At 63.4% G+C, this 25226-nt stretch carries 27 protein-coding genes; 26 read left to right on the plus strand and 1 reads right to left on the minus strand.

Annotated features, from left to right (window positions below):
- Positions 1–9 precede the first annotated feature (9 nt).
- The 15 genes from AC1D1N_RS19315 (at position 10) to trmB (ending at position 15108) form a co-directional block, all read left to right on the plus strand.
- A complete protein-coding gene (locus AC1D1N_RS19315) occupies positions 10–1611 on the plus strand; it encodes a di-heme oxidoreductase family protein (RefSeq protein WP_477350407.1) in 1602 nt (533 codons plus the stop codon).
- Complete coding sequence (locus AC1D1N_RS19320) at positions 1611–2684, plus strand: imelysin family protein (RefSeq protein WP_477350409.1); 1074 nt, start codon at positions 1611–1613, stop codon at positions 2682–2684. Before AC1D1N_RS19315 ends, AC1D1N_RS19320 begins: the two co-directional genes overlap by 1 nt.
- Positions 2685–2686: 2 nt before the next feature.
- A complete protein-coding gene (locus AC1D1N_RS19325; protein WP_477350411.1) occupies positions 2687–3793 on the plus strand; it encodes a DUF1513 domain-containing protein in 1107 nt (368 codons plus the stop codon).
- A gap of 96 nt (positions 3794–3889) precedes the next feature.
- Complete coding sequence (gene tsaB, locus AC1D1N_RS19330) at positions 3890–4567, plus strand: tRNA (adenosine(37)-N6)-threonylcarbamoyltransferase complex dimerization subunit type 1 TsaB (protein ID WP_477350412.1); 678 nt, start codon at positions 3890–3892, stop codon at positions 4565–4567.
- Positions 4567–5061 (plus strand): ribosomal protein S18-alanine N-acetyltransferase, encoded by a 495-nt coding sequence (gene rimI / locus AC1D1N_RS19335; RefSeq protein WP_112566442.1) that lies wholly within the window; start codon positions 4567–4569, stop codon positions 5059–5061. The genes tsaB and rimI overlap by 1 nt, the downstream gene beginning before the upstream one ends.
- Before the next feature lie 131 nt (positions 5062–5192).
- Complete coding sequence (gene olsA, locus AC1D1N_RS19340; protein WP_477350414.1) at positions 5193–5993, plus strand: lyso-ornithine lipid O-acyltransferase; 801 nt, start codon at positions 5193–5195, stop codon at positions 5991–5993.
- Positions 5994–6068: 75 nt separating this feature from the next.
- Positions 6069–7478 carry a tRNA (N6-isopentenyl adenosine(37)-C2)-methylthiotransferase MiaB gene (gene miaB, locus AC1D1N_RS19345; RefSeq protein WP_477350416.1) on the plus strand — a complete coding sequence of 470 codons (1410 nt, stop codon included), beginning with the start codon at positions 6069–6071 and terminating at the stop codon, positions 7476–7478.
- An 83-nt stretch (positions 7479–7561) separates the two neighbouring features.
- Positions 7562–8554, plus strand: coding sequence for a PhoH family protein (locus AC1D1N_RS19350; RefSeq protein ID WP_477350418.1), 993 nt, complete (start codon positions 7562–7564; stop codon positions 8552–8554).
- Between the two features lie 17 nt (positions 8555–8571).
- The gene (gene ybeY / locus AC1D1N_RS19355; RefSeq protein WP_436257943.1) at positions 8572–9078 is read left to right on the plus strand and encodes an rRNA maturation RNase YbeY; all 507 of its coding nucleotides are present in this window, start codon (positions 8572–8574) and stop codon (positions 9076–9078) included.
- A 28-nt stretch (positions 9079–9106) separates the two neighbouring features.
- Positions 9107–10198, plus strand: a complete 1092-nt coding sequence (locus tag AC1D1N_RS19360) for a hemolysin family protein (protein ID WP_477350421.1) — start codon at positions 9107–9109, stop codon at positions 10196–10198.
- Positions 10199–10208: 10 nt separating this feature from the next.
- Positions 10209–10679 carry a VOC family protein gene (locus AC1D1N_RS19365; protein ID WP_477350423.1) on the plus strand — a complete coding sequence of 157 codons (471 nt, stop codon included), beginning with the start codon at positions 10209–10211 and terminating at the stop codon, positions 10677–10679.
- An 87-nt stretch (positions 10680–10766) separates the two neighbouring features.
- Positions 10767–12359: an apolipoprotein N-acyltransferase gene (gene lnt, locus AC1D1N_RS19370; RefSeq protein ID WP_436257946.1), complete on the plus strand. Its 1593-nt coding sequence runs from the start codon at positions 10767–10769 to the stop codon at positions 12357–12359.
- Positions 12360–12496: 137 nt separating this feature from the next.
- Positions 12497–12916 carry a helix-turn-helix domain-containing protein gene (locus tag AC1D1N_RS19375; RefSeq protein ID WP_112393171.1) on the plus strand — a complete coding sequence of 140 codons (420 nt, stop codon included), beginning with the start codon at positions 12497–12499 and terminating at the stop codon, positions 12914–12916.
- Positions 12917–13120: 204 nt separating this feature from the next.
- The gene (metK, locus tag AC1D1N_RS19380; RefSeq protein ID WP_436257947.1) at positions 13121–14386 is read left to right on the plus strand and encodes a methionine adenosyltransferase; all 1266 of its coding nucleotides are present in this window, start codon (positions 13121–13123) and stop codon (positions 14384–14386) included.
- Positions 14387–14406: 20 nt separating this feature from the next.
- Positions 14407–15108 (plus strand): tRNA (guanine(46)-N(7))-methyltransferase TrmB, encoded by a 702-nt coding sequence (gene trmB / locus AC1D1N_RS19385; protein WP_436257948.1) that lies wholly within the window; start codon positions 14407–14409, stop codon positions 15106–15108.
- Between the two features lie 45 nt (positions 15109–15153).
- On the opposite strand, the gene AC1D1N_RS19390 is transcribed toward trmB, so the two are convergent.
- A complete protein-coding gene (locus AC1D1N_RS19390; RefSeq protein WP_352587157.1) occupies positions 15154–15318 on the minus strand; it encodes a hypothetical protein in 165 nt (54 codons plus the stop codon).
- 212 nt (positions 15319–15530) lie between these two features.
- On the opposite strand from AC1D1N_RS19390, the gene AC1D1N_RS19395 reads away from it, so the two are divergent.
- The 11 genes from AC1D1N_RS19395 (at position 15531) to rpsO (ending at position 25001) form a co-directional block, all read left to right on the plus strand.
- On the plus strand, positions 15531–15776 hold the full coding sequence (locus AC1D1N_RS19395; protein ID WP_477350425.1) for a CopG family ribbon-helix-helix protein: 246 nt from the start codon (positions 15531–15533) through the stop codon (positions 15774–15776).
- Entirely contained in the window at positions 15773–16060 is a 288-nt protein-coding gene (locus AC1D1N_RS19400; RefSeq protein WP_436257950.1) for a type II toxin-antitoxin system RelE/ParE family toxin, read from the plus strand. The genes AC1D1N_RS19395 and AC1D1N_RS19400 overlap by 4 nt, the downstream gene beginning before the upstream one ends.
- 162 nt (positions 16061–16222) lie before the next feature.
- Positions 16223–16855, plus strand: a complete 633-nt coding sequence (rimP, locus tag AC1D1N_RS19405) for a ribosome maturation factor RimP (RefSeq protein WP_436257951.1) — start codon at positions 16223–16225, stop codon at positions 16853–16855.
- Positions 16856–16906: 51 nt separating this feature from the next.
- Positions 16907–18502, plus strand: a complete 1596-nt coding sequence (gene nusA / locus AC1D1N_RS19410) for a transcription termination factor NusA (protein WP_112566406.1) — start codon at positions 16907–16909, stop codon at positions 18500–18502.
- Between the two features lie 38 nt (positions 18503–18540).
- Complete coding sequence (locus tag AC1D1N_RS19415) at positions 18541–19191, plus strand: RNA-binding protein (protein ID WP_112566403.1); 651 nt, start codon at positions 18541–18543, stop codon at positions 19189–19191.
- The gene (infB, locus tag AC1D1N_RS19420; protein WP_112566400.1) at positions 19188–21752 is read left to right on the plus strand and encodes a translation initiation factor IF-2; all 2565 of its coding nucleotides are present in this window, start codon (positions 19188–19190) and stop codon (positions 21750–21752) included. Before AC1D1N_RS19415 ends, infB begins: the two co-directional genes overlap by 4 nt.
- A 171-nt stretch (positions 21753–21923) precedes the next feature.
- Positions 21924–22343 (plus strand): 30S ribosome-binding factor RbfA, encoded by a 420-nt coding sequence (gene rbfA / locus AC1D1N_RS19425; RefSeq protein WP_352555306.1) that lies wholly within the window; start codon positions 21924–21926, stop codon positions 22341–22343.
- Positions 22343–23308, plus strand: coding sequence for a tRNA pseudouridine(55) synthase TruB (gene truB, locus AC1D1N_RS19430; RefSeq protein ID WP_436257952.1), 966 nt, complete (start codon positions 22343–22345; stop codon positions 23306–23308). The genes rbfA and truB overlap by 1 nt, the downstream gene beginning before the upstream one ends.
- Before the next feature lie 44 nt (positions 23309–23352).
- Positions 23353–24447: a magnesium/cobalt transporter CorA gene (corA, locus tag AC1D1N_RS19435; protein WP_436257953.1), complete on the plus strand. Its 1095-nt coding sequence runs from the start codon at positions 23353–23355 to the stop codon at positions 24445–24447.
- On the plus strand, positions 24447–24593 hold the full coding sequence (locus AC1D1N_RS19440) for a hypothetical protein (protein ID WP_436257954.1): 147 nt from the start codon (positions 24447–24449) through the stop codon (positions 24591–24593). Before corA ends, AC1D1N_RS19440 begins: the two co-directional genes overlap by 1 nt.
- Before the next feature lie 33 nt (positions 24594–24626).
- Positions 24627–25001 carry a 30S ribosomal protein S15 gene (rpsO, locus tag AC1D1N_RS19445; protein ID WP_436257955.1) on the plus strand — a complete coding sequence of 125 codons (375 nt, stop codon included), beginning with the start codon at positions 24627–24629 and terminating at the stop codon, positions 24999–25001.
- Positions 25002–25226: the final 225 nt, after the last annotated feature.

A 25226-nucleotide genomic window follows, 5' to 3' on the forward strand; every position in this document is an offset into this window, starting at 1 on the left:
CATGCGGGAATGCGGCGCCTCCTAGATTTTCCGCGCCGCTTGCGTCGGGCTAACGGCCTGCCGCTCCTCGAAAACCCGCGATACCAGCCGTTTCGCGGGCTTTCGATTGCCATCCTTGCGATTGTTTCGGCCCCGGCGCTGGCTGGTGCTGTGGACCCGACCGGCCCCGCCACCAGCCGCACCGACCTGACGCCGAAGGATGAGGCCCGCGTCATTGCCGTCACCAGGCCGACCGCCGATTTCTCCAAACCGGAAGCCTTCGAAACGATGCAAGGCGGCGCCGGCACCTCGCGCAAGCAGGTCGACCGCGACGCCTTCTCGCAACCCTCTGAAAACATCACCTTCGAGGAAGAGGGCAATTTCAAGCTCGGCAACGCGCTTTTTCGCAAGAACTGGGTGTCGTCGCCGTCCTCGACCCAGGCCTCGGATGGTCTCGGGCCGCTGTTCAACGAGCGTGCCTGCCAGAATTGCCATTTGAAGGACGGCCGCGGCCGTCCGCCGTCAGCCGACAGCCGCACCACCTCGATGTTCCTGCGGCTGGCGCGCGATGCCAGCACAGCGGAGGAAAAGGCCGAGATCGCCGGGCACAAAGTGTTGAACTTCCCCGACCCTGTCTACGGCACGCAATTGCAGGAACTGGCGGTTCCCGGCCTCAAGGGCGAAGGCCGCATGCGTGTCGACTATGGCGATGAAAAGGTTGCGCTTGGCGACGGCACCGTCGTTTCGCTGCGTAAACCGAGTTATGCCATCGATGGTCTTGGCTACGGCCCGCTCGACCCGCACACCACAGTGTCGCCGCGGCTGACGCCGCCGATGATCGGCCTTGGCCTGATCGAACAGATCGCACCGGCCGATATTCTTGCCCACGCCGATCCGGACGACCGCGATGGCGACGGCATTTCCGGCAAACCCAACATCGTACGCGACGTCAGCAGCGGCGAACTGACACTCGGCCGCTTCGGCTGGAAGGCGCAAACCGCCTCGATCCGCCAGCAGGCGGCGGATGCCTTTGACGGCGATATCGGCATTTCGACGCCGGAAGAGCCCAACCATTGGGGCGATTGCACCACGGCCGAAAAGGCCTGCCTCGTCATGCCGAACGGCGTCCAGAAGCGGCTCGGTACTGTCGAGGCGCCGTCGCCGGTGATGGACCTTGTCACTTTCTATTCGCAGAACCTTGCCGTGCCGGCGCGGCGCGATGTCGGCGATCCCGCCGTGCTCGCCGGCAAGAAACTGTTCTACGACATGGGCTGCATCTCCTGCCACACACCGAAATTCGTCACCATGCGCGGCACGCCCAACAAAGCTCAAGCGTTCCAGCTGGTCTGGCCTTATTCCGACTTCCTGCTACACGACATGGGTCCCGGTCTCGCCGATGGCCAGGTCGTTGGCGAGGCGACGGGCAGCGAATGGCGCACACCGCCGCTCTGGGGCATCGGGCTCACCAGGACGGTCAACGGCAGCAGCTTCTTCCTGCATGACGGGCGTGCGCGTACGCTTACCGAAGCTATCCTCTGGCACGGCGGCGAGGGGCAGAAGGCGCGCGACCGCTTTGCCGCTACCGATGCGGCCGACCGCGATGCTCTCATCAAATTCCTGGAGTCACTCTGATGCTGAAGCGCTTTTTGCCTGCCCTCGCGCTAGCGCTGGCCATGTCCTCCCCGGCATCGGCCGCGGTGAAAGCCTCCGACGTCATCCAGCGCGCGATCGACGGCTTTGTCCGTCCCGCCTATGCCAGTCTGCATGATCATGCGGACGGCCTAGCCAAGGCCATGGACGCGCTTTGCCAGGCACCTTCGCAGGGCAATCTCGACGCCGCGCATGCCGAATTCTCGGCTACGGTCGCAGCCTGGTCGTCGGCCGAAATCATCGGCTTCGGGCCGATCAAGGAGAACAACCGGCTGGAGCGCATGCTCTACTGGCCGGACCGCAAGAGCATCGGCCTGAAGCAGGTGCAGGCCGCTCTGGCCGCCAAGGACCCGACCGCCAGCGACCCGGCGCAGCTGGCGGGCAAGAGCGTCGCCATGCAGGGGTTAGGGGCGCTGGAGTTCGTGCTCTATGGCGATGGCGCTGACGCGCTCGCCGGCAAGGACGATCCGTACCGCTGCGCCTACGGCGCGGCGATTGCCAAGAATATCGAGACGATGGCCGCCGACGTCGACGCAGCCTGGAAAAAGCCGGACGGCTTTGCGGCCCTGTGGGCCAATCCGGGACCCGACAACGCGCTCTATCGCGACGGCACCGAAGCGGTGAACGAACTGGTCGGCGTCTTCATCAACGAGCTGGAGATGGTCCGAGACGTGCGCCTCAAGGGTTTTCTCGGCGCCAAGCCGGATGCCGACAAGCCAAGGCAGGCGATCTTCTGGCGCTCGCAGAACACCGGCCTGTCATTAGCCGGCAATCTCTCAGGCATCGACACGCTGTTTGAGGCCTCGAAACTCGGCGACGCGCTGCCGGAGGATGCACGCTGGATGGCGGAATCGATCCATATCCAGCTGGTCAACGGCATCGCCACCGCCAGGTCAGTCCAGGGCCCGATCGACAAGGCGCTGGCCGATCCGGCGCAGCGCGAGAAGCTCGAACATTTCGCGCTGATCACCTCCAGCCTGTCAGGCTTGATCGGCACCAGGTTGACGGCCGAATTCGGCCTGACCGCCGGCTTCTCCTCGCTCGACGGAGACTGATCATGAGGACGCCACTGATCGATCGCCGCGATTTTCTGAAGGCCGCCGGCGCTGGCTTCATAGCGGCTATGGCGCCTCGGGCCTGGGCGGAAACGCTCAGCACGGATGCGGTCTTTGCCACCGCCTTCGTCAAGCGCGACGGCAGTTTTGGCGCGGCTATGCTGTCGGAAGCCGGCAAACTACTGCATGCGATCGACCTGCCCGACCGTGGCCACGACGTCACCTTCGATCCGGTATCGAAGCGCTCCGTGGTCTTCGCCAGGCAGCCCGGCACCTTCGCCGTGGTCTTCGACCACAGCGGCCGCGAAGCGCCGCAGACCATTGCCAGCATCACCGCTCGGCACTTCTTCGGCCATGGCGTGTTCTCGGCCGATGGGGCGCTGCTTTACGCCACCGAGAATGATTTCGACAATGCCGCCGGCGTCGTCGGAATCTACGACGCACGCGCCAAATTCAGCCGCATCGGCGAGTTCCCGACCTATGGCATGGGGCCGCACGAGCTTCTGCTGCTTGGCGACGGCAGGACGGTCGCCATCGCCAATGGCGGCATCGAGACCCATCCGGACTATGGCCGCGCCGAACTCAACATCGCGACGATGAAGCCGTCTTATGTGCTGGTCGACCGCGTGACCGGCGACCTCATCGAAAAACACGAGCTGCCGGCTTCCCTGCACCAACTGTCGATCCGCCACATGGATGCCGATGCGTCCGGCACCATCTGGTTCGGCTGCCAGTATCGTGGTCCAGGCACCGACCGTCCGTTGCTGGTCGGCCGCGCGGCCCGTGGCAAGGACCTGCAGCTGATCGACATGCCGCAGGACGTGCTGTCCGGCTTCAAGAACTATATCGGTTCGGTCGCGGCCAATCCGGTTGCTGGAACGGTCGCGGTGTCGTCACCGGAAGGCAATTCGCTGGCCGTGATCGATGCCGCCAGCGGCAAGATCGTCGCCACCAAGGTGCTGGTCGAGGTCTGCGGCCTGGCACCCGACGGGCCGGGCTTCATGGCGACGACAGGTGCTGGCGAAATCATCGAAGGCAGCGGCACGACGCGCTCCGAGCCCGATTATGTCTGGGACAACCACATGCTGCGCATCGAGGCGGTGGCATAGGCCGCCGAAGCGAAGCCGCTTAACAATTTACACGCTGGCTCTTGCGGCGGCGAGCCATGGCGGGCAGAGGGAGACTGTTTTTCGAACCGGTCGCCCATGAAACTGCTTGCCATCGACTGTGCCGCCAATCTCTGCGCCGCCTGCGTCTATGACGCGGCGGCCGGCAAGGAGCTCGGCCGCTCCGTACGCGATCTCGGCAAGGGCCATGCCGAACACCTGATGGCCGTCATCGATGAAGCGCTGAAGGCGGGCGAAACCGACTATGCCGGCCTTGGCGCGGTCGCGGTGTCCGTTGGCCCTGGCTCGTTCACTGGCCTGCGTGTCGGCGTGTCGGCGGCGCGCGGCCTGGCGCTGGCGCTGAAAATCCCGGCGATCGGCGTGACGACGCTGGAAGCGTTGGCGGCAGAAGCAAGCGCGCCATTCCCCGGCCGCCCGGTCCTGGCCGCGCTCGACGCCGGCCGCGAGGAGATCCATGCCGCGTTTTACGATGCGGATGCGATTTTGCGCTATGGTCCGGCGGTGACCACACTTGCGCAAGCCGCGGGAATGGCGGCGAACAATCGTCCGGTGCTTGCCGGCACGGCGGCTGAGCAGATCGCCGCGGCGGTCGGACACATCTTCGATATCGGCCCCACAACGGCCACTGCCGACATTGCGATCTACGCCCGGCTGGCAGCGGCAAAAGGCGAGGGCGAAAAACCGAAACCCCTCTATCTGCGCGGCGCCGACGCCAAGCCGCAGGCGGGGTTCATTTTATCGCGGCAGGACAAATAATGCGCATTCCCTTCCTCCAGCCGCGCCGCAGGGACTATGCGCTCGAACCGCTGACCATCGCCGACAGCCCGGCGGTCTCGGCGCTGCATCGCGAGGATTTCGTCCGGCCGTGGACCGATGGTGAGTTCGCCGCGCTGCTCGAGCAGGACACCGTGTTCGGCTATGCTGCGCGTGAGATCGGCCAGGGCGCCAAGCCGCCGGTCGGCTTCGTGCTGGCCAGGCTTGCCGCCGGCGAAGGCGAGATCCTGACCGTGGCGGTGGCGCGCTCGCATCGCCGCCAGGGGCTCGGCTGGCAGTTGATGGACGCGGTGCTGCGCGAACTGCACGCGCAGCGCGCCGAGGCGCTGTTCCTCGAAGTCGACGAGACCAATGTCGCCGCGATCGCCCTGTACCGACGGCTCGGCTTCCGCCAGGTCGGCCACCGCGCCAATTATTACCGCTCGACCGAACATGGCCCGACCGGCGCGCTTGTCATGCGCCGCGATCTTCGTTAGCGAGAGCGCGCGCATGACCCTGAAAATCGGAACGATTTTCAGAAAGGGATCATGCGCCAATCTAAGGGGTACAGCGTCCTTTGCGCGACCAATGGGACGCGCGGCGCTGTAGCGATAAGGCGGCCAGGCGCATGATCGGAAAAATCAGGATTTTCCTGGCGCTGAGCCTCGTTGTCGTCGGCTCGCTGGCGCTTGTGCCGCTGCAACTGCTGTCGATGAAGACCGGAATCTGGCGCGAGACGGTCATTCTGAAGGTCTGGCACAGGCTCATTGTCCGCACACTCGGCTTGCGCATCCACGTCAAAGGCAAATTGTCCAGCCAGCGCCCGCTGCTGGTCGCCTCGAACCACATCTCCTGGACCGACATCATGGTGCTCGGCTCTTTTGCCGATGTGACGTTCATCGCCAGGGCGGACATGGAGGGGTGGCCGCTGATCGGCTGGCTGTCGAAGCTGCAACGCACAGTCTTCATCGAGCGTGAGCGCAAGCGCACGGCGGGCGACCAGGCCAGCGAGATCGCCAGCCGCATGGCCAAGGGCGATGCCATGGTTCTGTTTGCCGAGGGCTCGACTGGCGATGGCAACACCATGCTGCCGTTCAAGAGCACCTTGTTCGGTGCCGCCTCGATGGCGATTTCGGAAGGCGCGGCCGAGCAGGTCTTCATCCAGCCGCTGGCGATCGCCTATACACGGGTGCACGGCGTGCCGCTCGGCCGCCGTCACAGGTCGATCGCCGCCTGGATCGGCGATCAGGACCTGATGCCGCATCTCAAGGTGCTGATGGCCGAAGGCGCCCTCGACGTCGAAGTGCATTTCGGCGAGCCAATCGTCTTTTCCAAGGGCTCGAACCGCAAGGAGACATCGAGGCTGATGGAAAGCCAGGTGCGCGCGATGATGCAGGCGGCAATCGCCGACCCCCTCCCGAGCCGCTAGCGCAGGCAGTGCGCCTATCGGCGCATCTCGAGAATCGTCTGTTTTTTGTCACGGAAAGGCGTTAGAAGCCGCCGGATGGATTTGAACACGATAGAGCGGAACGACACCGACATTGCCGCCGAAAGCAAGGTTGTGGCGTCCGCCCCGGCCAAAAAGGTCTTCGTCAAGACCTATGGCTGCCAGATGAATGTCTATGATTCACAACGCATGACCGATGCGCTGGCCGCCGACGGCTATACCGCGACCGACACCATCGCCGAAGCCGACCTTGTGCTGCTTAACACCTGTCACATCAGGGAAAAGGCGGCGGAAAAGGTCTATTCCGAACTCGGCCGCATTCGTGACATGAAGGCCGAACGCGCCGCAGCAGGGCGCGAAATGCTGATCGGCGTCGCCGGCTGCGTCGCGCAGGCCGAGGGCGCGGAAATCATCCGCCGTTCGCCCGCCGTCGACCTTGTCATCGGTCCGCAGACCTATCACCGGTTGCCCGACGTGCTGGCGCGGGTGCGCGGCGGCGAGAAGATTGTCGAGACCGAATACGCCATCGAGGACAAGTTCGAGCACCTGCCGCAGCCGAAGCGTGCCGAAGTCATCAAGCGCGGCGTCACCGCCTTCCTCACCGTTCAGGAAGGCTGCGACAAATTCTGCACCTTCTGCGTCGTGCCCTATACCAGGGGCTCGGAAGTGTCGCGGCCGGTGGCGCAGATCGTCGCCGAAGCCGAGCGCCTGGCCGACGCCGGCGTGCGTGAGGTGACGCTGCTTGGCCAGAACGTCAACGCCTGGCACGGCAAGGGCGAAGACGGCGCGGAATGGGGCCTGGGCCGCCTGTTGTTCCGGTTGGCCGAGATCCCCGGCCTGGCGCGGCTGCGCTACACCACCAGCCATCCGCGCGACATGGACGACGAACTGATCGCTGCCCACCGCGACCTGCCGGCTTTGATGCCGTATCTGCATTTGCCGGTGCAATCCGGGTCCGACCGCATCCTCAAGGCGATGAACCGAAGGCACACGGCCAAGGATTACCTGGCGCTACTCGAGCGCATCCGCGCCGCCCGCGGCGACATCGCGCTGTCCGGTGACTTCATCGTCGGCTTCCCCGGCGAGACTGACGCCGATTTCGAGGCGACGATGGAACTGGTGCGCCAGGTCAACTACGCCTCGGCCTTCTCGTTCAAATATTCGCCGCGCCCCGGCACGCCGGGGGCCGATATGCCCGATCACGTGCCGGAAGCGATCAAGGATGAGCGCTTGCAGCGGCTGCAGGCGCTGCTGCTCAAACAGCAGCAGGATTTCGGCCTGAGCCTGGTCGGCAGCACCATCGATACGCTGATCGAGAAGCCCGGCCGTCAGGCTGGCCAGAAGGTCGGCCGTTCGCCTTGGCTGCAGCCGGTTATTGTTGATGAAAAGGCCGGCGAAATCGGTGACATTATCCGGGTGCGAATCACGAAGACGGGCTACAATAGCCTGTTCGCCGAATTGGCCTGATGGCCTCGGCAGATGAGGAGAGACGGTTGAGCGCTGCTGAAGTGAAGACTCTGCCCCAGAACCAGACATCCGGGGCCTCTGACATGGCGCACATCGTTCTGACTTTCGACAACAACAAGCTTGCCAGCGCCCTGTACGGCCAGTTTGACGAGAACCTGGCCCGGCTCGAGCAGAAGCTCGGCGTCGACATCCGCTCGCGTGGCAACCAGTTGACCATCAAGGGCTCGGCCTCGGCGGCCGAGCAGGCGCGCCGCGCGCTCGACAATCTCTATGGCATTCTCCAGAAAGGCACCGATATCGGCCAGTCCGACGTGGACGGAGCCGTGCGCATGGCGGTTGCCGCCGACGACCAGCTGACGCTGCCGACGCTGGAGCGCAAGGGCAAGGTCTCGGCCGCCCAGATATCCACCCGCAAGAAGACCATCTATGCCCGTTCGCTCAACCAGGACGCCTATATGCGGGCGCTGGAGCGCTCGGAACTGGTGTTCGGCATCGGTCCCGCCGGCACCGGCAAGACCTATCTGGCGGTGGCGCATGCGGCGATGTTGCTCGAACGCGGCATGGTCGAGCGCATCATCCTGTCGCGACCGGCGGTCGAGGCCGGCGAGCGGCTGGGCTTCCTGCCTGGCGACATGAAGGAAAAGGTCGATCCATATCTGCGGCCGCTTTATGATGCGCTCTACGACATGATGCCGGCCGACAAGGTTGAGCGTGCTATCGCCGCCGAAGTCATCGAAATCGCGCCGCTGGCCTTCATGCGCGGACGAACACTGGCACACGCCGCCGTCATCCTCGACGAGGCGCAGAACACCACGCCGATGCAGATGAAGATGTTTCTGACCCGCCTCGGTGAGAATTCGCGCATGATCGTCACCGGCGATCCGACGCAGATCGATCTGCCTCCAAGCACCAAATCGGGCCTGGTCGAAGCCTTGCGTGTCCTTGACGGCGTGGCCGGCGCGGTAACCGTGCGCTTCAACGATGGCGACGTCGTGCGCCATCCGCTGGTGGCGGAAATTGTCAGGGCCTATGACCGCGACGCCAAGCTGTCGCGCGGCCTCGGCGCCGAGAATTGATGTGACGATGCGGGCTCATGCCTGAAGACATAAAGACTGGTGGCGGGGGTAGTTCGATCCCCGTCGAGATCGACCTATCGGTCGAGGCCGGCGATTGGCCCGGCGAGGCGGCGCTGACCCTTTTGGTCGACCGCGCCGTAGCGGCCGCCTTTGCCGAAACCGCTGCTGCCGGCCCTTCCGAGCTCAGCATCGTCTTTTCCGACGATGCCCATATCCGCACCCTCAACGCTGGCTGGCGCGGCAGGGACAAGGCCACCAACGTCTTGTCTTTCCCGGCTTTTCCGTTCCCCAAGGGCGGCAAGCTGCCGCCGATGCTGGGCGATATCGTGCTCGCTGCCGAGACGGTCGCGCGCGAAGCGGCCCTGGAAGAGAAGCCCTTCGAGAACCATATCACCCATCTCGTCATCCACGGCCTGCTGCATTTGCTGGGCTACGATCACGAGACCGATGCAGAGGCCGAGGAGATGGAAGCTATCGAGCGCGCGGCGCTTGCAAGGCTTGCCATTCCCGATCCCTACACGTAATGACAAAAGACCAATTGACCGGACGACGATGAACGACAAACCAGAAACTGCCGCCCGCCCCGAGGCTGGCAGTGCGACCAAGCCTTCCGATACTACGGAAGAGGGATCGAGTCCGAGTACCATCACCGGCAGCCCCGCTTCTGGTAGTATTGCCAGCGAGCCATCGCCTGCCGGTCCGTCTCTGTTCGACCGCGTTTTGGGCCTGTTCCGGCAGCGCAACGGCACCAGCCTGCGCGAGGAAATCGCCGGCGCGCTTGCCGAAACGACAAGCGATGCCGAGTCTTTTTCGCCCGGCGAACGCGCCATGCTCAACAACATACTGCGCCTGCGCGAAGTGCGCGTCGAGGACGTCATGGTGCCGCGCGCCGACATCGAGGCGGTCGAGATCACCACGACTTTGGGCGATCTGCTCGGCCTGTTCGAGCAATCCGGCCATTCGCGCATGCCGGTCTATTCCGAGACGCTCGACGACCCGCGCGGCATGGTTCACATCCGTGACGTGCTGGCGCACATCACCAAGGTCGCCCGCGTCAAGAAGGGCAGGACATCGAGGAAGACGCCAGCAACGACGCTTCTCGACCTCGCCCAGGTAGATCTCCGACGCACCATCGGCGACCTCAATCTGATCCGCCCGGTACTGTTCGTGCCGCCCTCCATGCTTGCCTCCGACTTGATGGGTCGCATGCAGACAACGCGCACCCAGATGGCGCTGGTCATCGACGAATATGGCGGCACGGATGGCCTGGCCTCGCTGGAAGACATCGTCGAAATGGTCGTCGGCGACATCGAGGACGAGCATGACGAAGATGAGCCGCTGATCACCCAGACCGGCGAGGGCGTCTTCGTCGTCGACGGCAAGGCTGAGATCGACGAGGTCGCCAAGATGATCGGCGAGGACTTTACCGCCGGCGAACATGGCGAATATGTCGACACCATTGGCGGCATGATCTTCAACACGCTGGGCCGCGTGCCCGCGCGTGGCGAAGTGGTCCAGGCGATACCCGGCTTCGAGTTCCACGTGCTCGACGCCGATCCGCGCCGCGTCAAGCGCGTGCGCATCGTCCAGAACCAGAAAGGCGAGCGCCGCCGCCGCGCCACCCCTCGCACCGAGCAGGCCTGATTCGCGCCGCATGACGGTCGAAGACCCGTTCAAGCACACCACGTTCGGTTCCGGGGTTTTCTATAGGGATCCAAGGGCTGCACTGATCTGGCTTGAAGCCGCTTTCGGTTTCGAACCGAGCATGGTGGTCAGCGACGCCGACGGAAAGCTGGTCCATGCCGAAATGCGTTTCGGCGACGGCTACATCATCGTCGATTCCGAATGGGCCGATCACGTCGCCAGCCCGGCAACCGTCGGCGGCAAGAACACCCAGGCGGTTTGTGTGCGGCTGAAAGACGGCCTGGACGCGCATTGCGAACGGGCGAGGGCGGCCGGAGCCGAGATAGTCGAGGCGCCTGCCGACCATTTCTACGGCGAGCGGCAATACCGGGCGCGCGATCCCGAAGGCCATATCTGGACCTTCACCCAGACCTTGCGTGCCGTTTCGCGCGAGGAGGCCGAGCAGCTGAGCGGCTTCAGCATCGACGGCTGGCACCGGTAACGCAGTGATTGGCCGGTTCGCAGCGAGTCGTATTTCAATAAATCTGATAAATCTTGGCTCCTGATTCGCACGACTTGGGAAGTCTGCATGGAGCGCCTGGCCGGCCGGATAATTCTGCTTTGGGGCTGGCGGCGCGCGCTGGTGGCGTTTCTTGCCGGCGCGCTCGCGGTTCTCGCCCAGGCTCCTTACGATTTCTTCGCCGTCTGTTTCGTCTCGTTTCCGCTGCTGGTCTGGCTGCTCGACGGCGCCACCGGCGAAGCTTCTGACAGCTGGCTCAGGCGCCTGCGGCCAGCCTTTGCCATCGGCTGGTGGTTCGGTTTCGGTTATTTCCTCGCCGGCCTGTGGTGGATCGGCGAGGCGCTTCTGGTCGAGGCCGACAGTTTCGCCTGGGCCTTGCCCTTCGCGGTCGTCGGCATTCCTTTGGCGCTGGCGTTTTTCTACGGATTCGCCGCGGTCGTCGCCCGGCTGTTATGGACCAACGACATCGGCCGCATCGCCGCTCTTGCCTTTGCTTTTGGCCTGACCGAATGGCTGCGAGGCTTCCTGTTCACCGGCTTTCCCTGGAATGCCGTCGGCTATGCGGCGATGCCCGTGCCGCTGTTGATGCAGAGCGTGTCGGTGACCGGCATGATCGGCATGAACGCGCTGGCGGTCTTTGTCTTTGCCATGCCGGCTCTGCTCGCCGCGCGCCGGCATCTGCGCCTCGGACTGGTATTGCTTGCCGCTCTCGTCGCCGCCCATGTCGGCTTCGGCTATTTCAGGCTGGCGACCCCCGACAAGCCGGCAACGCACAATCTCGATGTCCGCATCGTGCAGCCGGATGTAGATCTCAGCGAGAAGTGGGACGCTTCGGTGCGCGACCGCATCTTCGCCACCATGATGGGCCTGTCGGCCGCAGCGCCGGATCCAGGTCATAACAAACCGCAGCTGATCCTGTGGCCGGAGACCTCGGTGCCGTTTCTGTTCACCGAGCGCCCCGATGCGCTGACCGCGCTCGGCGACATGCTGCAGCCTGGGCAGATGCTGATTGCCGGCGTTGTGCGCGAGGAGGGCGGATCGGGGGCCGATGCCGGCAGCCGCTATTACAATTCCGTGGTGGCGATCGACGACAAGGGCGAGATTGCCGACGCCGTCGACAAGGTCCATCTGGTGCCCTTCGGCGAGTATCTGCCGTTTTCCGGTCTGCTCAGCCGCTTCGGCATCGAACAGCTTGTCGCCGGACCGATGAACTTTGCGGCCGGCAATGAACGCCACCCGATCGTCTTGCCCGGCGGCATAAGCGCCTTGCCGTTTATTTGCTACGAGGTGATCTTTCCCGATCTGGTGGCAGTTGACGCAACGTCATCCCAGCTTATTGTGAATGTCACCAACGACGCCTGGTTCGGCGACACACCCGGGCCGTACCAGCATTTCAGGCAGGCGCAGATTCGTGCGGTGGAAAATGGATTGCCCCTGTTGCGCGCAGCCAACAACGGCATTTCGGCCGTTGTCGATACGCGCGGGCGCATCGTCGACGCCCTGGCGGTCGATGCGCGCGGCGCCATCGACGTGCGGGTGCCCATCTCCGGGCAGGCCTTCATCTCCGCCGGTCAACGGCGCATTAACGGAATGCTGATCATGTTCCTGTTTGCCGTGATCGCCCTCGGCTTGAACGTAAGGCAACGGCTACGGGTGAATTGACAGTCGACACATTAGAAACTCATACTGTTCCCGCCTAATTTTCTCGAAGTCGGTTGGTGTTTCTGTTGGGGCAGTTGGCTCCGGCTTCGTTTGGGCGAGAAAAATAGAAAAGGCCGGAAAAATTCGGCGAGGAAAAAATGACAGAAGAAAACAAGAAAAAACCGAATCCGATCGACATCCATGTCGGAAGTCGCGTCCGGCTTCGGCGCAATATGCTTGGAATGAGCCAGGAAAAGCTGGGTGAAAATCTCGGTATTACGTTTCAGCAGATCCAAAAATATGAAAAGGGAACGAATCGCGTCGGCGCCAGCCGCCTGCAGGCAATAGCCTCGATACTCAGCGTGCCTGTCGCCTTCTTTTTCGAGGATGCGCCAGGGCAGGAGCCGGTGGGTAACAGAGGATTTGCCGAGGACGCTTCGATGGCTTTCGCCGTCGAATTCTGCGGCAGTCCGGAAGGACTTCAGCTCAACCGCGCCTTCGTCAAGATAGCGGATGTGAAGGTGCGCCGCCGGATCATTGATCTGGTGAAATCCCTTGCTGCCGAAGATGCCGAGTGATCCGGTGCGTCGATTGACCCATTGGCCGGAGTAGCTCAAGGGCTCGACTGCCGGCGGCGCCAAGCCGCCGGTGGTACAAGATATATTGCTGCGACATTCATGCCAGAACCGCGGCACCGCTTGACGAGCGGCGCCCGGCACCGTTAACACGTGGCGCGCCAAAATCGGCAGCCCTGCCGATCGTTTTTTCAAGAGGGGACACCCGTGACGCGGCAGAACTACTTCTTCACCTCGGAATCCGTTGCCGAGGGTCATCCCGACAAGGTTTGCGACCGCATCTCCGACGAGATCGTCGATCTGGTCTATCGCGAGGCCAAGAAGACCGGCATGGACCCGTGGAAAGTCCGCGTCGCCTGCGAGACTCTGGCCACCACCAACCGTGTTGTCATCGCCGGCGAGGTCCGCGTTCCCGAGACGCTGCTGAAGAAGGATAAGGCTGGCAAGATCCTGATGGATGCCGCCGGCCACCCGGTCGTCAATCCGGCCAAGTTCAAGTCGGTCGCCCGCAAGGCCATTCGCGAGATCGGCTACGAGCAGGCCGGCTTCCACTGGAAAACGGCAAAGATCGAGGTTCTGCTGCACGGCCAGTCGCCTGACATCGGCCAGGGCGTCGACAACGCCGCCGACCGCCAGGGCGAGGAAGGTGCCGGCGACCAGGGCATCATGTTCGGCTATGCCTGCCGCGAAACGCCGGACCTGATGCCGGCACCGATCTATTACAGCCACAAGATCCTCGAATTGCTCGCAGCCGCCCGTCACGAAAACAACGGCGAGGCCGGCAAGCTCGGTCCCGACGCCAAGAGCCAGGTCACCGTCCGCTACATCGACGGCAAGGCGGCGGAAGCGACGCAGATCGTGCTGTCGACCCAGCATCTCGATGCGAGCTGGGATTCCAAGAAGGTCCGCAAGGTCGTCGAACCTTATATCCGCGAGGCGCTCGGCGACCTCAAGATTGCCGACGATTGCATGTGGTACATCAACCCGACTGGCAAGTTCGTCATCGGCGGCCCGGATGGCGACGCTGGCCTGACCGGCCGCAAGATCATCGTCGACACTTATGGCGGCGCGGCCCCGCATGGCGGCGGCGCTTTCTCCGGCAAGGATACCACCAAGGTCGACCGTTCCGCTGCCTATGCGGCGCGTTACCTCGCCAAGAATGTCGTGGCGGCCAAGCTCGCCGATCGCTGCACCATCCAGCTTTCCTACGCCATCGGCGTTGCCCAGCCGCTGTCGGTCTATGTCGACCTGCACGGCACCGGCAAGGTCGACGAGGCTAAGCTCGAGGAGGCGCTGCGCACCGTGATGGATCTGTCGCCGTCCGGCATCCGCAGGCATCTCGACCTCAACAAGCCGATTTACGCCAAGACGTCGTCCTACGGCCATTTCGGCCGCAAGGCCGGCCGCGACGGGTCCTTCTCCTGGGAGAAGACCGATCTGGCCAAGGCGCTCAAGGACGCGGTCGCCGCCTGAGGGCGGCGCGCGACCCAGCCATGGATCCAAAGGAAAGGCGGAGCCGGGCGACCGAAGGGTTCTTCGGCCGCCGGCATGGCAAGACCATTCGCCCGCAGCAGGCGGCGGCGCTGGAAAGCGGTCTTGGCGCCTATGGCCTCGACCTCTCCGCCGATGCGCCGGCAGAGCTGCGCACGCTGTTCGCAGCGGATGTTTCAACGGTTCGGCTGGAAATCGGCTTCGGCGGTGGCGAGCATCTGCTGCATCGGGCCACGGAGGCCCCGGCGGCCGGCTTCATCGGTGTCGAGCCGTTCGTCAACGGCATGGCCAAGCTGATGATGGCGGTGCGGGAAAAGCCGCTCGCCAATCTTCGCGTTCACAATGACGACGCCACGCGGCTGCTCGATTGGTTGCCTCAGGCTTCGCTCGACGGCATCGACCTGCTCTACCCCGATCCCTGGCCGAAGAAAAAGCACTGGAAGCGGCGCTTTGTCAGCCCGCTCAATCTCGATCGGTTCGCGCGTGTTCTGAGGCCCGGCGGAAAATTCCGCTTCGCGTCCGACATCGACACCTATGTTAATTGGACCTTGTTGCACTGCCGGGCGCATGGCGCGCTCCTGTGGCAGGCTGAGGACGCGGCCGACTGGCATCGGCCCTATGAAGGCTGGCCTGGCACACGCTACGAGGCAAAAGCCATTCGCGAGGGCCGGCGGCCGGCCTATCTCACCTTCGTCAGGAAATAGTCCGATGCGGGACCAACGGTCCCGGCATCGTGGTCCGCTTCAGATTTAGAAACGGCCGATCTTGTCGAAAGCGGTCGGGTCCATGCCGAGCCGGCGCAAATCGTTCGCGCGCGGCTTGCGGCCGGCTTCGACGGCCCGCGAGGCGGCAACGGCGCTTCCGAACAGGGCGAAGGCGTCGCCTATGGTGGAAAACACAGTACGCTTGTTCATTGTCTTGACCTTTCGCGCGCCACCGCGCCATCTCGGTTTGTGCAGTGCAACACAGATAGGGATGCGACGTCTGAAATCACAGGGCCGTTACCGCATAGGCGGCATGCGCCCCGCGCAATGCGACTGTCTATAGCAATTGACGAACCGGATTGGTTCCACCACATTCAATGTGAACCAGATTGGTTTCAACATTAACCAGAATGGAGGCGCCGATGGCTGCTTTTACGGTACGGCTCTCTGATGAGATGGCAGCCAAGCTTGACCGCTTGGCGGGTAAAGTTGACCGCTCCCGCTCCTACGTCGCGGCTCAGGCGATCGAAGACTACGTTGCCAGGGAAGAATGGCAACTTGCAGAGATCGAGGCTGGGTTGGGCGAGGCCGACCGCGGTGAATTTGCAAGCGAACAAGAGTTGGCCGAAGTGGTGGCGAAATACGTCAAGCCGTCTCTCGACCGATGAGCCGGGTCCGCTGGACGATCCGCGCACTGCGACGGCTCGATCAGATTGGCGCCTTTATAGCAAAGGACAACCCCAACGCCGCCGCACGGGTCGTTGCCCGCATCGTCTCCGCGGCGGACAACCTTGCCGAACAACCGGCAATGGGACGCATCGGGCGAATAAGGGGCACGCGAGAGCTTGTGCTGACCGATATCCCGTACCTCGTTCCGTATCGGGTGGTCGGTCGCGAGATCGAGATCATCACGGTCATGCATGCATCCCAGAAATGGCCGCGGCAGCTATAAGCAGCCGCCGTCACGATCAGCGCTGGCATCGAGACTTGAAACACCGGCCGGGATCGTTTATATCAGCCTCAAATTCTTGGTCGGTATGACGAAGAGTGGGTCCACCCGGTCCCGCTCTTTTTTATTACCTGCCGCTCGGTATCAGAAAACGACAGGAACCGCATGACTGCAACGGCAAGCGAAGCCGACGACCGCATCATCCGCGAAAGCGGCATCGATGCGCGCATCGCGCTGATCGTTCAGCCGGTGTTGCGCGGCATCGGTTTCCGCCTCGTGCGGGTGCATCTGTCGGGCCAGAACGGGCTGACGCTGCAGATCATGGCCGAGCGCGAGGACGGCACCATGACCGTCGAGGATTGCGAAGAGGTCAGCCGCGCGGTGTCGCCGGCCCTCGACGTCGACGATCCGATCGAGAAGGCCTATCATCTCGAAGTGTCGTCGCCCGGCATCGACCGGCCGCTGGTGCGCAAGTCGGATTTCGTCACCTGGACCGGCCATCTGGTGAAGATGGAAACCTCGGTGCTGGTTGCCGACCGCAAGCGTTTCAAAGGCAAGATCGCCGAAGCCGCTGAAGACGATGTGCTGATCGAGCGCGACAAGGCCGCTTATGGCGAAGAGCCGACGGTGCGCGTGCCCTATGACGCGATCGCCGATGTGCGGCTGATCCTCACCGACGACCTCATCCGCGACGCCCTGTCGAAGGACAATCGGGAACGCAAGGAAGCCAAGAAACGCCGCGGCGAGCCGGAAGATGATGCTTCCGAAGACGCCACGGAAGAACACGAACAGGAATAACGATTGAGCTGCCGGGCCAAAGCTCCGGCACCCAGTTCGGGAGATAAAGACATGGTTGTAAGCGCCAACAGACTTGAACTGCTGCAGATCGCCGATGCGGTCGCGCGTGAAAAGTCGATCGACAAGTCGATCGTCATCGCCGCCATGGCCGATGCGATCCAGAAGGCTGCGCGCTCGCGCTACGGCCAGGAAACCAACATCCGCGCCGACATCAACGCCACCACCGGCGAGATGAAGCTGCAGCGGCTGATGGAAGTGGTCGAGAAGGTCGACGACTACGCCACCCAGATCGCCATCTCCTCGGCGCGCGAGCGCAATCCCGACGCCCAGCTCGGCGACTTCATCGCCGAGCAGCTGCCGCCGATGGATTTCGGCCGCATCGCCGCCCAGTCGGCCAAGCAGGTCATCGTGCAGAAGGTGCGCGAGGCCGAACGTGACCGCCAGTATGACGAATACAAGGACCGCATCGGCGAGATCGTCAACGGCACCGTCAAGCGCGTCGAATATGGCAACGTCATCGTCGATCTCGGCCGTGGCGAGGCGATTATCCGCCGCGACGAGCTGATCCCGCGCGAAAACTACAAGTATGGCGACCGCGTCCGCGCCTATGTCTACGACGTGCGCCGCGAACAGCGCGGCCCGCAGATCTTCCTGTCGCGTACCCATCCGCAGTTCATGGCCAAGCTCTTCACCATGGAAGTGCCGGAAATCTACGACGGCATCATCGAGATCAAGTCGGTCGCCCGCGATCCGGGCTCGCGCGCCAAGATCGCCGTCATTTCGCGCGATAGCTCGATCGATCCGGTCGGCGCCTGCGTCGGTATGCGCGGCAGCCGCGTTCAGGCCGTCGTCGGCGAATTGCAGGGCGAGAAGATCGACATCATTCCGTGGTCGCCTTCGGCCGCGTCCTTCATCGTCAACGCGCTGCAGCCGGCGGAAGTCGCCAAGGTCGTGCTCGACGAAGATGCCGAGCGCATCGAGGTGGTGGTGCCGGACGATCAGCTGTCGCTGGCCATTGGCCGCCGCGGCCAGAACGTGCGTCTTGCTTCCCAGCTCACCGGCTGGGATATCGACATCCTGACCGAGGCCGAGGAATCCGAGCGCCGCCAGAAGGAATTCGTCGAACGTTCGTCGCTGTTCATGGAAGCGCTCGATGTCGACGAGATGGTCGGCCAGGTGCTGGCTTCCGAAGGCTTCACCAGCGTCGAGGAAGTTGCCTATGTCGATTCGGGCGAGATCGCCTCGATCGACGGCTTCGACGAAGACACCGCTTCAGAGATCCAGACCCGCGCCCGCGAATATCTGGAGAAAATCGAAGCCGAGCATGACGAGAAGCGCAAGGCGCTGGGCGTCACCGACGAGCTGCGCGAAATCCCCGGCGTCACCACCGCCATGATGGTGACGCTCGGCGAGGATGGCGTGAAGACGATCGAGGATTTCGCCGGCTATGCCGCCGACGACCTCACCGGCTGGAAGGAACGCAAGGACGGCGAGACCAAGGTCTATCCGGGCGTGCTCGCCAATCACGGCGTGTCGCGCGCCGATGCCGAGCAGATGGTTCTGGCAGCCCGCCTCAAGGCCGGCTGGATCACCGAAGACGAGCTTGCAGCCGAACAGGTCCCGGCTGACGAAGCTGTTGGTGCGTGAGGTGAAACCGCATCGCACACAACCCGCCCCAGGACGAGATGAACGATCGCACCTGCATCGTTACCCGCAGGCAAGCCGAGCCGGATGAGCTGATCCGTTTCGTCGTCGGCCCGGATTCGGCCGTCGTTCCGGACATCAAGAGAAACCTGCCCGGCCGTGGTTGTTGGGTGAGCGCCGACCGCCTACATATCGACAAGGCGGCGGCGAAGAACCTGTTTGCCCGCGCCTTCAAGGCGCAAGTGACCGTGCCGCCCGATCTCGGTGGCATGGTCGACGGACTGCTTGCACGATCCGCTCTGGGCATGCTCGGCCTTGCTCGCAAGGCCGGCGCGATCGCTCTCGGCGCCACCAAGGTCGAGAGCGCGGTGCGCAGTGGACTGGCGCTTTTCGTGCTCCACGCGACCGAAGCATCCGACGACGGCGTGCGCAAGATCAGCCAGGCGCGGCGGGCAACTGTCCACCTCGGCGGGCCTGCAGTCCTTGCCTACAAACTTTTCTCCGAGGCCGAGTTGAGCTTGGCATTGGGGGGCACAAATGTGATACATGCTGCCGTTCTCGCGGGAGACGCGGGCAAGGCGGTTGAGAAGCGCATGGTTGCGCTCGACCGATATCGGGGCGGAACCCCCGACGATCTGGCAATGCTTGCGGCCGTTGCTGACGAAGATGATGCTGCAGAGGATATGGAATGAGCGATACGAAATCGGGCGACGACAAGACGTTGAGTGTTACACCGAAGAAGACCTTGACGCTGAAGCGCCCCGGTACCGAGCAGAGCGTCGTGCGCCAGAATTTCTCGCATGGCCGCACCAAGCAGGTCCAGGTCGAGATCAAGAAGCGCAAATTCTCCATGCCCGGCGACAAGCCGGAGCCGGTGGCTGCACCCGTTTTGACGCCCAAGCCCGCGGTTGTGGCAGCCCCCGTGGTGCAGGAAGCGCCCAAGGCGCCGCCCCCGCCGCCGCCGGTCGAACGCAGCGGCATGGTGCTGAACGAATTGTCGCGTGGCGAAATGGAAGCCCGGCGCAGGGCGCTCGAAGGTTCCAAGGTTCGCGAAGTCGAGGATCGCCAGCGCGCCGCCGAAGACGCCAAGCGCCGTGCTGAGGACGAGGAACGCCGAAAGCGCGAGCGCGAGGAATCCGCGCGCCGTCAGGCCGAGGAAGAAGCTCGTCTGCAGACTGAGGCCGAGTCCCGCCGCCGTGCCGAGGAAGAGGCGCGCCGTCGCGCGCCGCTGGCCGCCGAACTGGCGACGGTCGATGACGAGGAAGAGGTCAAGCCGAAACGCACCGGCGTCGGGGCACCGGTTCGCCGTCCGGTCACGCCCGAAGTGGCGCGTCCGGCCAAGCCGACCAAGGCTGAGGAAGACCGTCGTCGCGGCAAGCTGACCCTCAACACGGCGCTTTCCGACGAGGATGCGCGCGCCCGCTCGCTGTCGTCGATGCGTCGCCGCCAGGAAAAATTCAAGCGCGCGATGCACAACGAGCCGCGCGAGAAGGTTATGCGCGAAGTGATCCTGCCCGAAACCATCACCATCCAGGAACTGGCGCAGCGCATGTCCGAGCGCGCCGTCGATGTGGTCAAGTACTTCATGAAGCAGGGCCAGATCCTGAAGCCGGGCGACATTATCGACGCCGACACGGCTGAACTGGTCGCCACCGAATTCGGCCACACGGTCCGCCGCGTCGCCGAGTCCGACATCGAGGAAGGCCTGTTCAACATCGCCGACAATGCCGAGGACCTGGTGTCGCGGCCGCCGGTCGTGACCATCATGGGCCACGTCGACCACGGCAAGACCTCGCTGCTCGACGCCATCCGCAACGCCAATGTCGTCTCGGGCGAAGCCGGCGGCATCACCCAGCATATCGGCGCCTATCAGGTTGAGAAGAACGGTCAGAAGATCACCTTCATCGACACGCCCGGCCACGCCGCCTTCACGGCGATGCGCGCCCGCGGCGCCCAGGCCACCGACATCGCCATCCTGGTGGTGGCGGCCGACGACAGCGTCATGCCGCAGACGATCGAATCGATCAGCCATGCCAAGGCAGCCGGCGTTCCGATCATCGTGGCGATCAACAAGATCGACAAGCACGGCGCCGATCCGCAGAAGGTACGTTCGGAACTGCTGCGCCATGAGGTGTTCGTCGAATCGATGGGCGGTGAAGTGCTGGACGTCGAAGTCTCGGCGACCAAGGGCACCAATCTCGACAAGCTGCTCGAGGCGATCCTGCTGCAGGCCGAAATTCTCGATCTCAAGGCCAATCCGGACCGCACCGCCGAGGGCGTCGTCATCGAAGCCCAGCTCGACAAAGGCCGCGGCCCCGTCGCCACCGTGCTGGTGCAGACCGGCACCTTGATGCCGGGCGACATTCTCGTCGCCGGCAACGAGTGGGGCAGGGTGCGCGCGCTGGTCAACGACCGTGGCGAACAGGTTAAGGAAGCCCCTCCGGCTATGCCGGTCGAGGTGCTTGGCCTGCAAGGCACGCCGCAGGCCGGTGACCGCTTCGCCGTCGTCAACAACGAGGCCCGCGCCCGCGAGATCACCGAGTATCGTCAGCGTCTGGCCCGTGAGAAGGCGGTGGCCAAGCATGCCGGCCAGCGCGGCTCGCTCGAACAGATGATGTCGCAGTTGCAGACGAGCGGGTTGAAGGAATTCCCGCTGGTCATCAAGGGCGACGTCCAGGGTTCGATCGAGGCGATCAGCGCTGCTCTCGACAAGCTCGGCACCGACGAGGTGCGTGCACGCATCGTTCACGCCGGCGCCGGCGCCATCACCGAGAGCGACGTGTCGCTGGCGGAGACTTCGGGCGCCGCCATCATCGGCTTCAATGTCCGCGCCAATGCGCAGGCACGTGCTGCCGCTGTCGCTGCCGGTATCGAGATCCGCTACTACTCGATCATCTACAACCTCGTCGATGACGTGAAGGCGGCGCTTTCTGGCCTGCTGTCGCCGGAACGTCGCGAGACCTTCATCGGCAATGCCGAGATCCTCGAGATCTTCGACATCACCAAGGTCGGCAAGATTGCCGGCTGCCGTGTCACCGAAGGCAAGGTCGAGCGCGGTGCGGGCGTACGCCTGATCCGCGACAACGTCGTCATCCACGAAGGCACGCTGAAGACGCTCAAGCGCTTCAAGGACGAAGTTGCGGAAGTCCCGGGCGGTCAGGAGTGCGGCATGGCCTTCCAGAACTACGAGGACATGCGCGTCGGCGACATCATCGAGTGCTTCCGCGTCGAGATGGTGACCCGGACGCTCTGAGTTCGTATACTGTCGATACGACCGGGCGGTGGTCGAAAGACCGCCGCCCTAACTTTAATGCATGTCGCCCAAAAGTGCGTAGCGGTTTTGGGATAAACGACATGCATAGAACAAGTATGAGACGTGCGGCACGGTCCTATCCCGCGCCTCACGCTTTCAGGATTGAGAAAAATGCCCCGTCCAACCGTCTCCAGCCCATCCCAGCGCATGTTGCGCGTCGCCGAACAGGTGCGCCATGCACTCTCCGAAACCTTGCAGCGCGGCGAGATCATCGATCCGCTGATCGAGAATACCGTGGTGTCGGTCTCGGAAGTGCGCATGTCGCCCGACTTGAGGGTTGCCACTGCTTTTGTCTCGCCGCTCGGCGCCAAGGATACCGGTGCAGTGATCGACGCGCTCAACAAGCACGCGAAATTCGTCCGTGGCCGCGTCTCCGGCGCGCTGCGGCAGATGAAGTTCATGCCTGAGTTCCGCTTCAAGCTCGACACGTCCTTCGACAATTTTGCCAGGATCAACGATCTCTTGAAGTCGCCCGAAGTCGCGAGAGACTTGGGTGCCGATGGCGAAGACAACGACAAGGACCAGAAATAGTGGGGCGCCGCGGCAAGAAGAAGGGCCGGCCGATTTCCGGCTGGGTGGTGCTGGACAAGCCGGTCGGCATGGGCTCGACCGAAGCCGTCTCCAAGATCAAATGGCTGTTCCAGGCCGAAAAGGCCGGCCATGCCGGCACGCTCGACCCGCTGGCCTCCGGCATGCTGCCGATCGCGCTCGGCGAGGCCACCAAGACCGTGCCTTACGTCCAGGACGGCGCCAAGATCTATCGTTTCACCGTCGCCTGGGGCGAGGAGCGCTCGACTGACGACCTCGAGGGTCCGGTAACGCAAAACTCCGACCGGCGTCCGGCCGAGGTCGACGTCAGGACGCTGCTGCTGAAATACACCGGCGTCATCATGCAGACGCCGCCGCAATTCTCGGCCATCAAGATAGCGGGCGAACGCGCCTACGACCTCGCCCGCGAGGGCGAGACGGTCGACATACCCGCGCGGGAGATTGAAATCGGCCGCCTCGATATTGTGGAGCACGCTGCCGACCGCACCCTGTTCGAGGTCGAATGTGGCAAGGGTACCTATGTGCGCTCGCTGGCCCGCGACATGGGCCGCGACCTTGGCTGCTTCGGTCATATCGCCGAACTACGCCGGGTTGAGGTAGAGCCGTTCACCCAGGAAGATTTCGTCACCGTCGCTGAGTTGGAGGCCGCCCGTTTCGGCGAACAGCGCGAAGCTGACGGCGACGCCGATGTTGTCGATGCGCCGATCGACTTCGGCGCCATCGATGCGCTGCTTGTCGATACGGCGGCCGCGCTCGACTGCCTGCCGCAGATCGCAATCAGCGACGAAGCGGCGACCAAGATTCGTCTTGGCAATCCCGTCATCATCCGCGGTCGCGACGCGCCCGTGGAAGCCGAGGAAGCCTGCGCAACCGCGCGCGGCAAGCTGGTCGCCATAGGCGCCATCGAGCAAGGCATGTTCAAGCCGAAGCGGGTCTTTGCCGGCTGACCACTCTCGTCTAGTTTCACTTCGAGGTTACATCCGAGGGGCAGATGGCAAAGGCTGAGGGTGTGAAGAAGCGGGCGCCGGTGAAAACGCGGCGACCGCCGGTCGGCGCCTCGCCGGGCACGCTGATCGCCGATCCGGCGGCGCGCCGCTCCGAGCTCCGGCTGACGCTGATCTCACCGGAAAAATTCAAGACCATCGACAAGGCCAGCATCGATGATCTCAACACCCATTGCGACAACTGGCCGGTCGTCTGGCTGGATTGCACCGGGCTGGCCAACATCCAACTGATCGAGGAGATCGGCCGGATTTTCAACCTGCATCCGCTGGCTCTGGAAGATGTCGTCAACACCGGCCAGCGGCCGAAGGTCGATTTCTTCGAGGATCACGCCTTCGTCGTCATGCGCATGATCGACGACGTCAAGGTGCATCGCTACGAGCAGATCGCGGTGTTCTTCGGCAGGAATTTCGTCGTCACCTTCCAGGAGCGCGAAGGCGATCCGTTCGATCCCGTGCGCAAGCGCATTGCCGCCTCGCTGCCCAACCGCTTGCGGGTGCGCGGCGCCGACTATCTGGCCTATGCGCTCATCGACTCCATCGTCGACAGCTATTTCCCGCCGATTGAGGCCGCGAGCGAGGAGGTCGACGGCATCGAGGACGAGATGCTCAACACCCCGCACAAGCATCAGATGCGGCAACTGCACGAATTGCGGCGCGACGCCAATGTGCTCAAGGGCGTGCTGTGGCCGATGCGCGACGCACTGGCGACGCTGATCCGCAACGACGTGCCCTATGTGAAGCCCGAGACGAAGATCTTTTTCAACGACACGCTCGACCACGCACTGCGACTGATCGAACTGGTCGAGAACCAGCGCGACATGCTGACCGGCCTTATCGAAATGCATCTGTCGCTGAGCCAGGCGCGCACCAACGATGTCATCTCTTATCTGACCATCGTCTCGGTGATCTTCATGCCGCTAACCTTCCTGGTTGGTATCTGGGGGATGAATTTCGACCCTGAAAGCTCGCCATGGAATATGCCGGAACTGAAAGCCTATTATGGCTACCCGGCCTCGCTGCTGTTCATGCTGGCCGTTGCTGTCGGCCTGATCGTCTTCTTCAAACGCAGGAAGTGGCTCTAATGCATGTCGCCCAGAAGTGTCAGCGGTTCTGGGTCAACGACATGCAGAACAAAGATCTCAAGCGCGTACCCCACGCGCTTGAGGCCTCCGGCATCAGGGAAATCTTGGATTCCCCAGCAAAAGCCTGCGACAAGCCGGCTTTATGAATTGGGCTGGTGTTTTCCGGGGAATTGCCCTATATGCGCCGCAGCATCGCGCCATGTCGCTTTGCTTGCACCGGCCCCTGCTGGACGACATCCCGGCTGAGGGCGACCCGTTTCCTCAAACAGATAAGGAAAAACACGATGTCGATTACTGCCGAGCGCAAAAAGGAACTGATGGGTGAATTCGCAACCGCCAAGGGCGATACCGGGTCTCCGGAAGTCCAGGTGGCCATCCTTTCCGAGCGCATCAAGAACCTGACCGACCACTTCAAGGACCACAAGAAGGATAACCATTCCCGCCGTGGTCTGCTCGCTCTCGTCTCCCAGCGCCGCAGCCTGCTTGATTATCTCAAGCGCAAGGATGACGCGCGCTATCAGACGCTGATCGAGAAGCTCGGTCTGCGCCGTTGACGAATTGACCGGCGGGCTTTCTTCGGAGGGCCCGCCGGTCGCGCATTCTGCCAGTCGCATCGATTGGCCAGACCCGGTTTCGAGCGTGCAGAGGGCCACTCGAAACCGCCCATGGACGGTCATGGGGCAGGATTGCAGGACGCTCGTGCGCTTATCCAGCGCCGAAATTTACCCGAGCTTCCCGTTGTCTTGCCCGTGGCTGCCCGAGAAAGGAAGCCAGGGAAA

The sequence above is a fragment of the Mesorhizobium sp. P2_B5 genome (genome assembly GCF_056404775.1).

What these genes read in the sequence shown, in the direction of transcription:
- AC1D1N_RS19415 (WP_112566403.1), top strand. Translation starts at nt 18,541, where the DNA reads ATGAACGATCGCACCTGCATCGTTACCCGCAGGCAAGCCGAGCCGGAT.
- ybeY (WP_436257943.1), top strand. Translation starts at nt 8,572, where the DNA reads ATGCCTGAAGACATAAAGACTGGTGGCGGGGGTAGTTCGATCCCCGTC.
- rimP (WP_436257951.1), top strand. Translation starts at nt 16,223, where the DNA reads ATGACTGCAACGGCAAGCGAAGCCGACGACCGCATCATCCGCGAAAGC.
- lnt (WP_436257946.1), top strand. Translation starts at nt 10,767, where the DNA reads ATGGAGCGCCTGGCCGGCCGGATAATTCTGCTTTGGGGCTGGCGGCGC.
- tsaB (WP_477350412.1), top strand. Translation starts at nt 3,890, where the DNA reads ATGAAACTGCTTGCCATCGACTGTGCCGCCAATCTCTGCGCCGCCTGC.
- miaB (WP_477350416.1), top strand. Translation starts at nt 6,069, where the DNA reads ATGGATTTGAACACGATAGAGCGGAACGACACCGACATTGCCGCCGAA.
- AC1D1N_RS19320 (WP_477350409.1), top strand. Translation starts at nt 1,611, where the DNA reads ATGCTGAAGCGCTTTTTGCCTGCCCTCGCGCTAGCGCTGGCCATGTCC.
- AC1D1N_RS19395 (WP_477350425.1), top strand. Translation starts at nt 15,531, where the DNA reads ATGGCTGCTTTTACGGTACGGCTCTCTGATGAGATGGCAGCCAAGCTT.
- trmB (WP_436257948.1), top strand. Translation starts at nt 14,407, where the DNA reads ATGGATCCAAAGGAAAGGCGGAGCCGGGCGACCGAAGGGTTCTTCGGC.
- olsA (WP_477350414.1), top strand. Translation starts at nt 5,193, where the DNA reads ATGATCGGAAAAATCAGGATTTTCCTGGCGCTGAGCCTCGTTGTCGTC.
- corA (WP_436257953.1), top strand. Translation starts at nt 23,353, where the DNA reads ATGGCAAAGGCTGAGGGTGTGAAGAAGCGGGCGCCGGTGAAAACGCGG.
- rpsO (WP_436257955.1), top strand. Translation starts at nt 24,627, where the DNA reads ATGCGCCGCAGCATCGCGCCATGTCGCTTTGCTTGCACCGGCCCCTGC.
- AC1D1N_RS19315 (WP_477350407.1), top strand. Translation starts at nt 10, where the DNA reads ATGCGGCGCCTCCTAGATTTTCCGCGCCGCTTGCGTCGGGCTAACGGC.
- AC1D1N_RS19365 (WP_477350423.1), top strand. Translation starts at nt 10,209, where the DNA reads ATGACGGTCGAAGACCCGTTCAAGCACACCACGTTCGGTTCCGGGGTT.
- nusA (WP_112566406.1), top strand. Translation starts at nt 16,907, where the DNA reads ATGGTTGTAAGCGCCAACAGACTTGAACTGCTGCAGATCGCCGATGCG.
- infB (WP_112566400.1), top strand. Translation starts at nt 19,188, where the DNA reads ATGAGCGATACGAAATCGGGCGACGACAAGACGTTGAGTGTTACACCG.
- AC1D1N_RS19440 (WP_436257954.1), top strand. Translation starts at nt 24,447, where the DNA reads ATGCATGTCGCCCAGAAGTGTCAGCGGTTCTGGGTCAACGACATGCAG.
- AC1D1N_RS19400 (WP_436257950.1), top strand. Translation starts at nt 15,773, where the DNA reads ATGAGCCGGGTCCGCTGGACGATCCGCGCACTGCGACGGCTCGATCAG.
- AC1D1N_RS19350 (WP_477350418.1), top strand. Translation starts at nt 7,562, where the DNA reads ATGGCGCACATCGTTCTGACTTTCGACAACAACAAGCTTGCCAGCGCC.
- AC1D1N_RS19390 (WP_352587157.1), bottom strand. Translation starts at nt 15,318, where the DNA reads ATGAACAAGCGTACTGTGTTTTCCACCATAGGCGACGCCTTCGCCCTG.
- AC1D1N_RS19325 (WP_477350411.1), top strand. Translation starts at nt 2,687, where the DNA reads ATGAGGACGCCACTGATCGATCGCCGCGATTTTCTGAAGGCCGCCGGC.
- AC1D1N_RS19375 (WP_112393171.1), top strand. Translation starts at nt 12,497, where the DNA reads ATGACAGAAGAAAACAAGAAAAAACCGAATCCGATCGACATCCATGTC.
- rbfA (WP_352555306.1), top strand. Translation starts at nt 21,924, where the DNA reads ATGCCCCGTCCAACCGTCTCCAGCCCATCCCAGCGCATGTTGCGCGTC.
- AC1D1N_RS19360 (WP_477350421.1), top strand. Translation starts at nt 9,107, where the DNA reads ATGAACGACAAACCAGAAACTGCCGCCCGCCCCGAGGCTGGCAGTGCG.
- rimI (WP_112566442.1), top strand. Translation starts at nt 4,567, where the DNA reads ATGCGCATTCCCTTCCTCCAGCCGCGCCGCAGGGACTATGCGCTCGAA.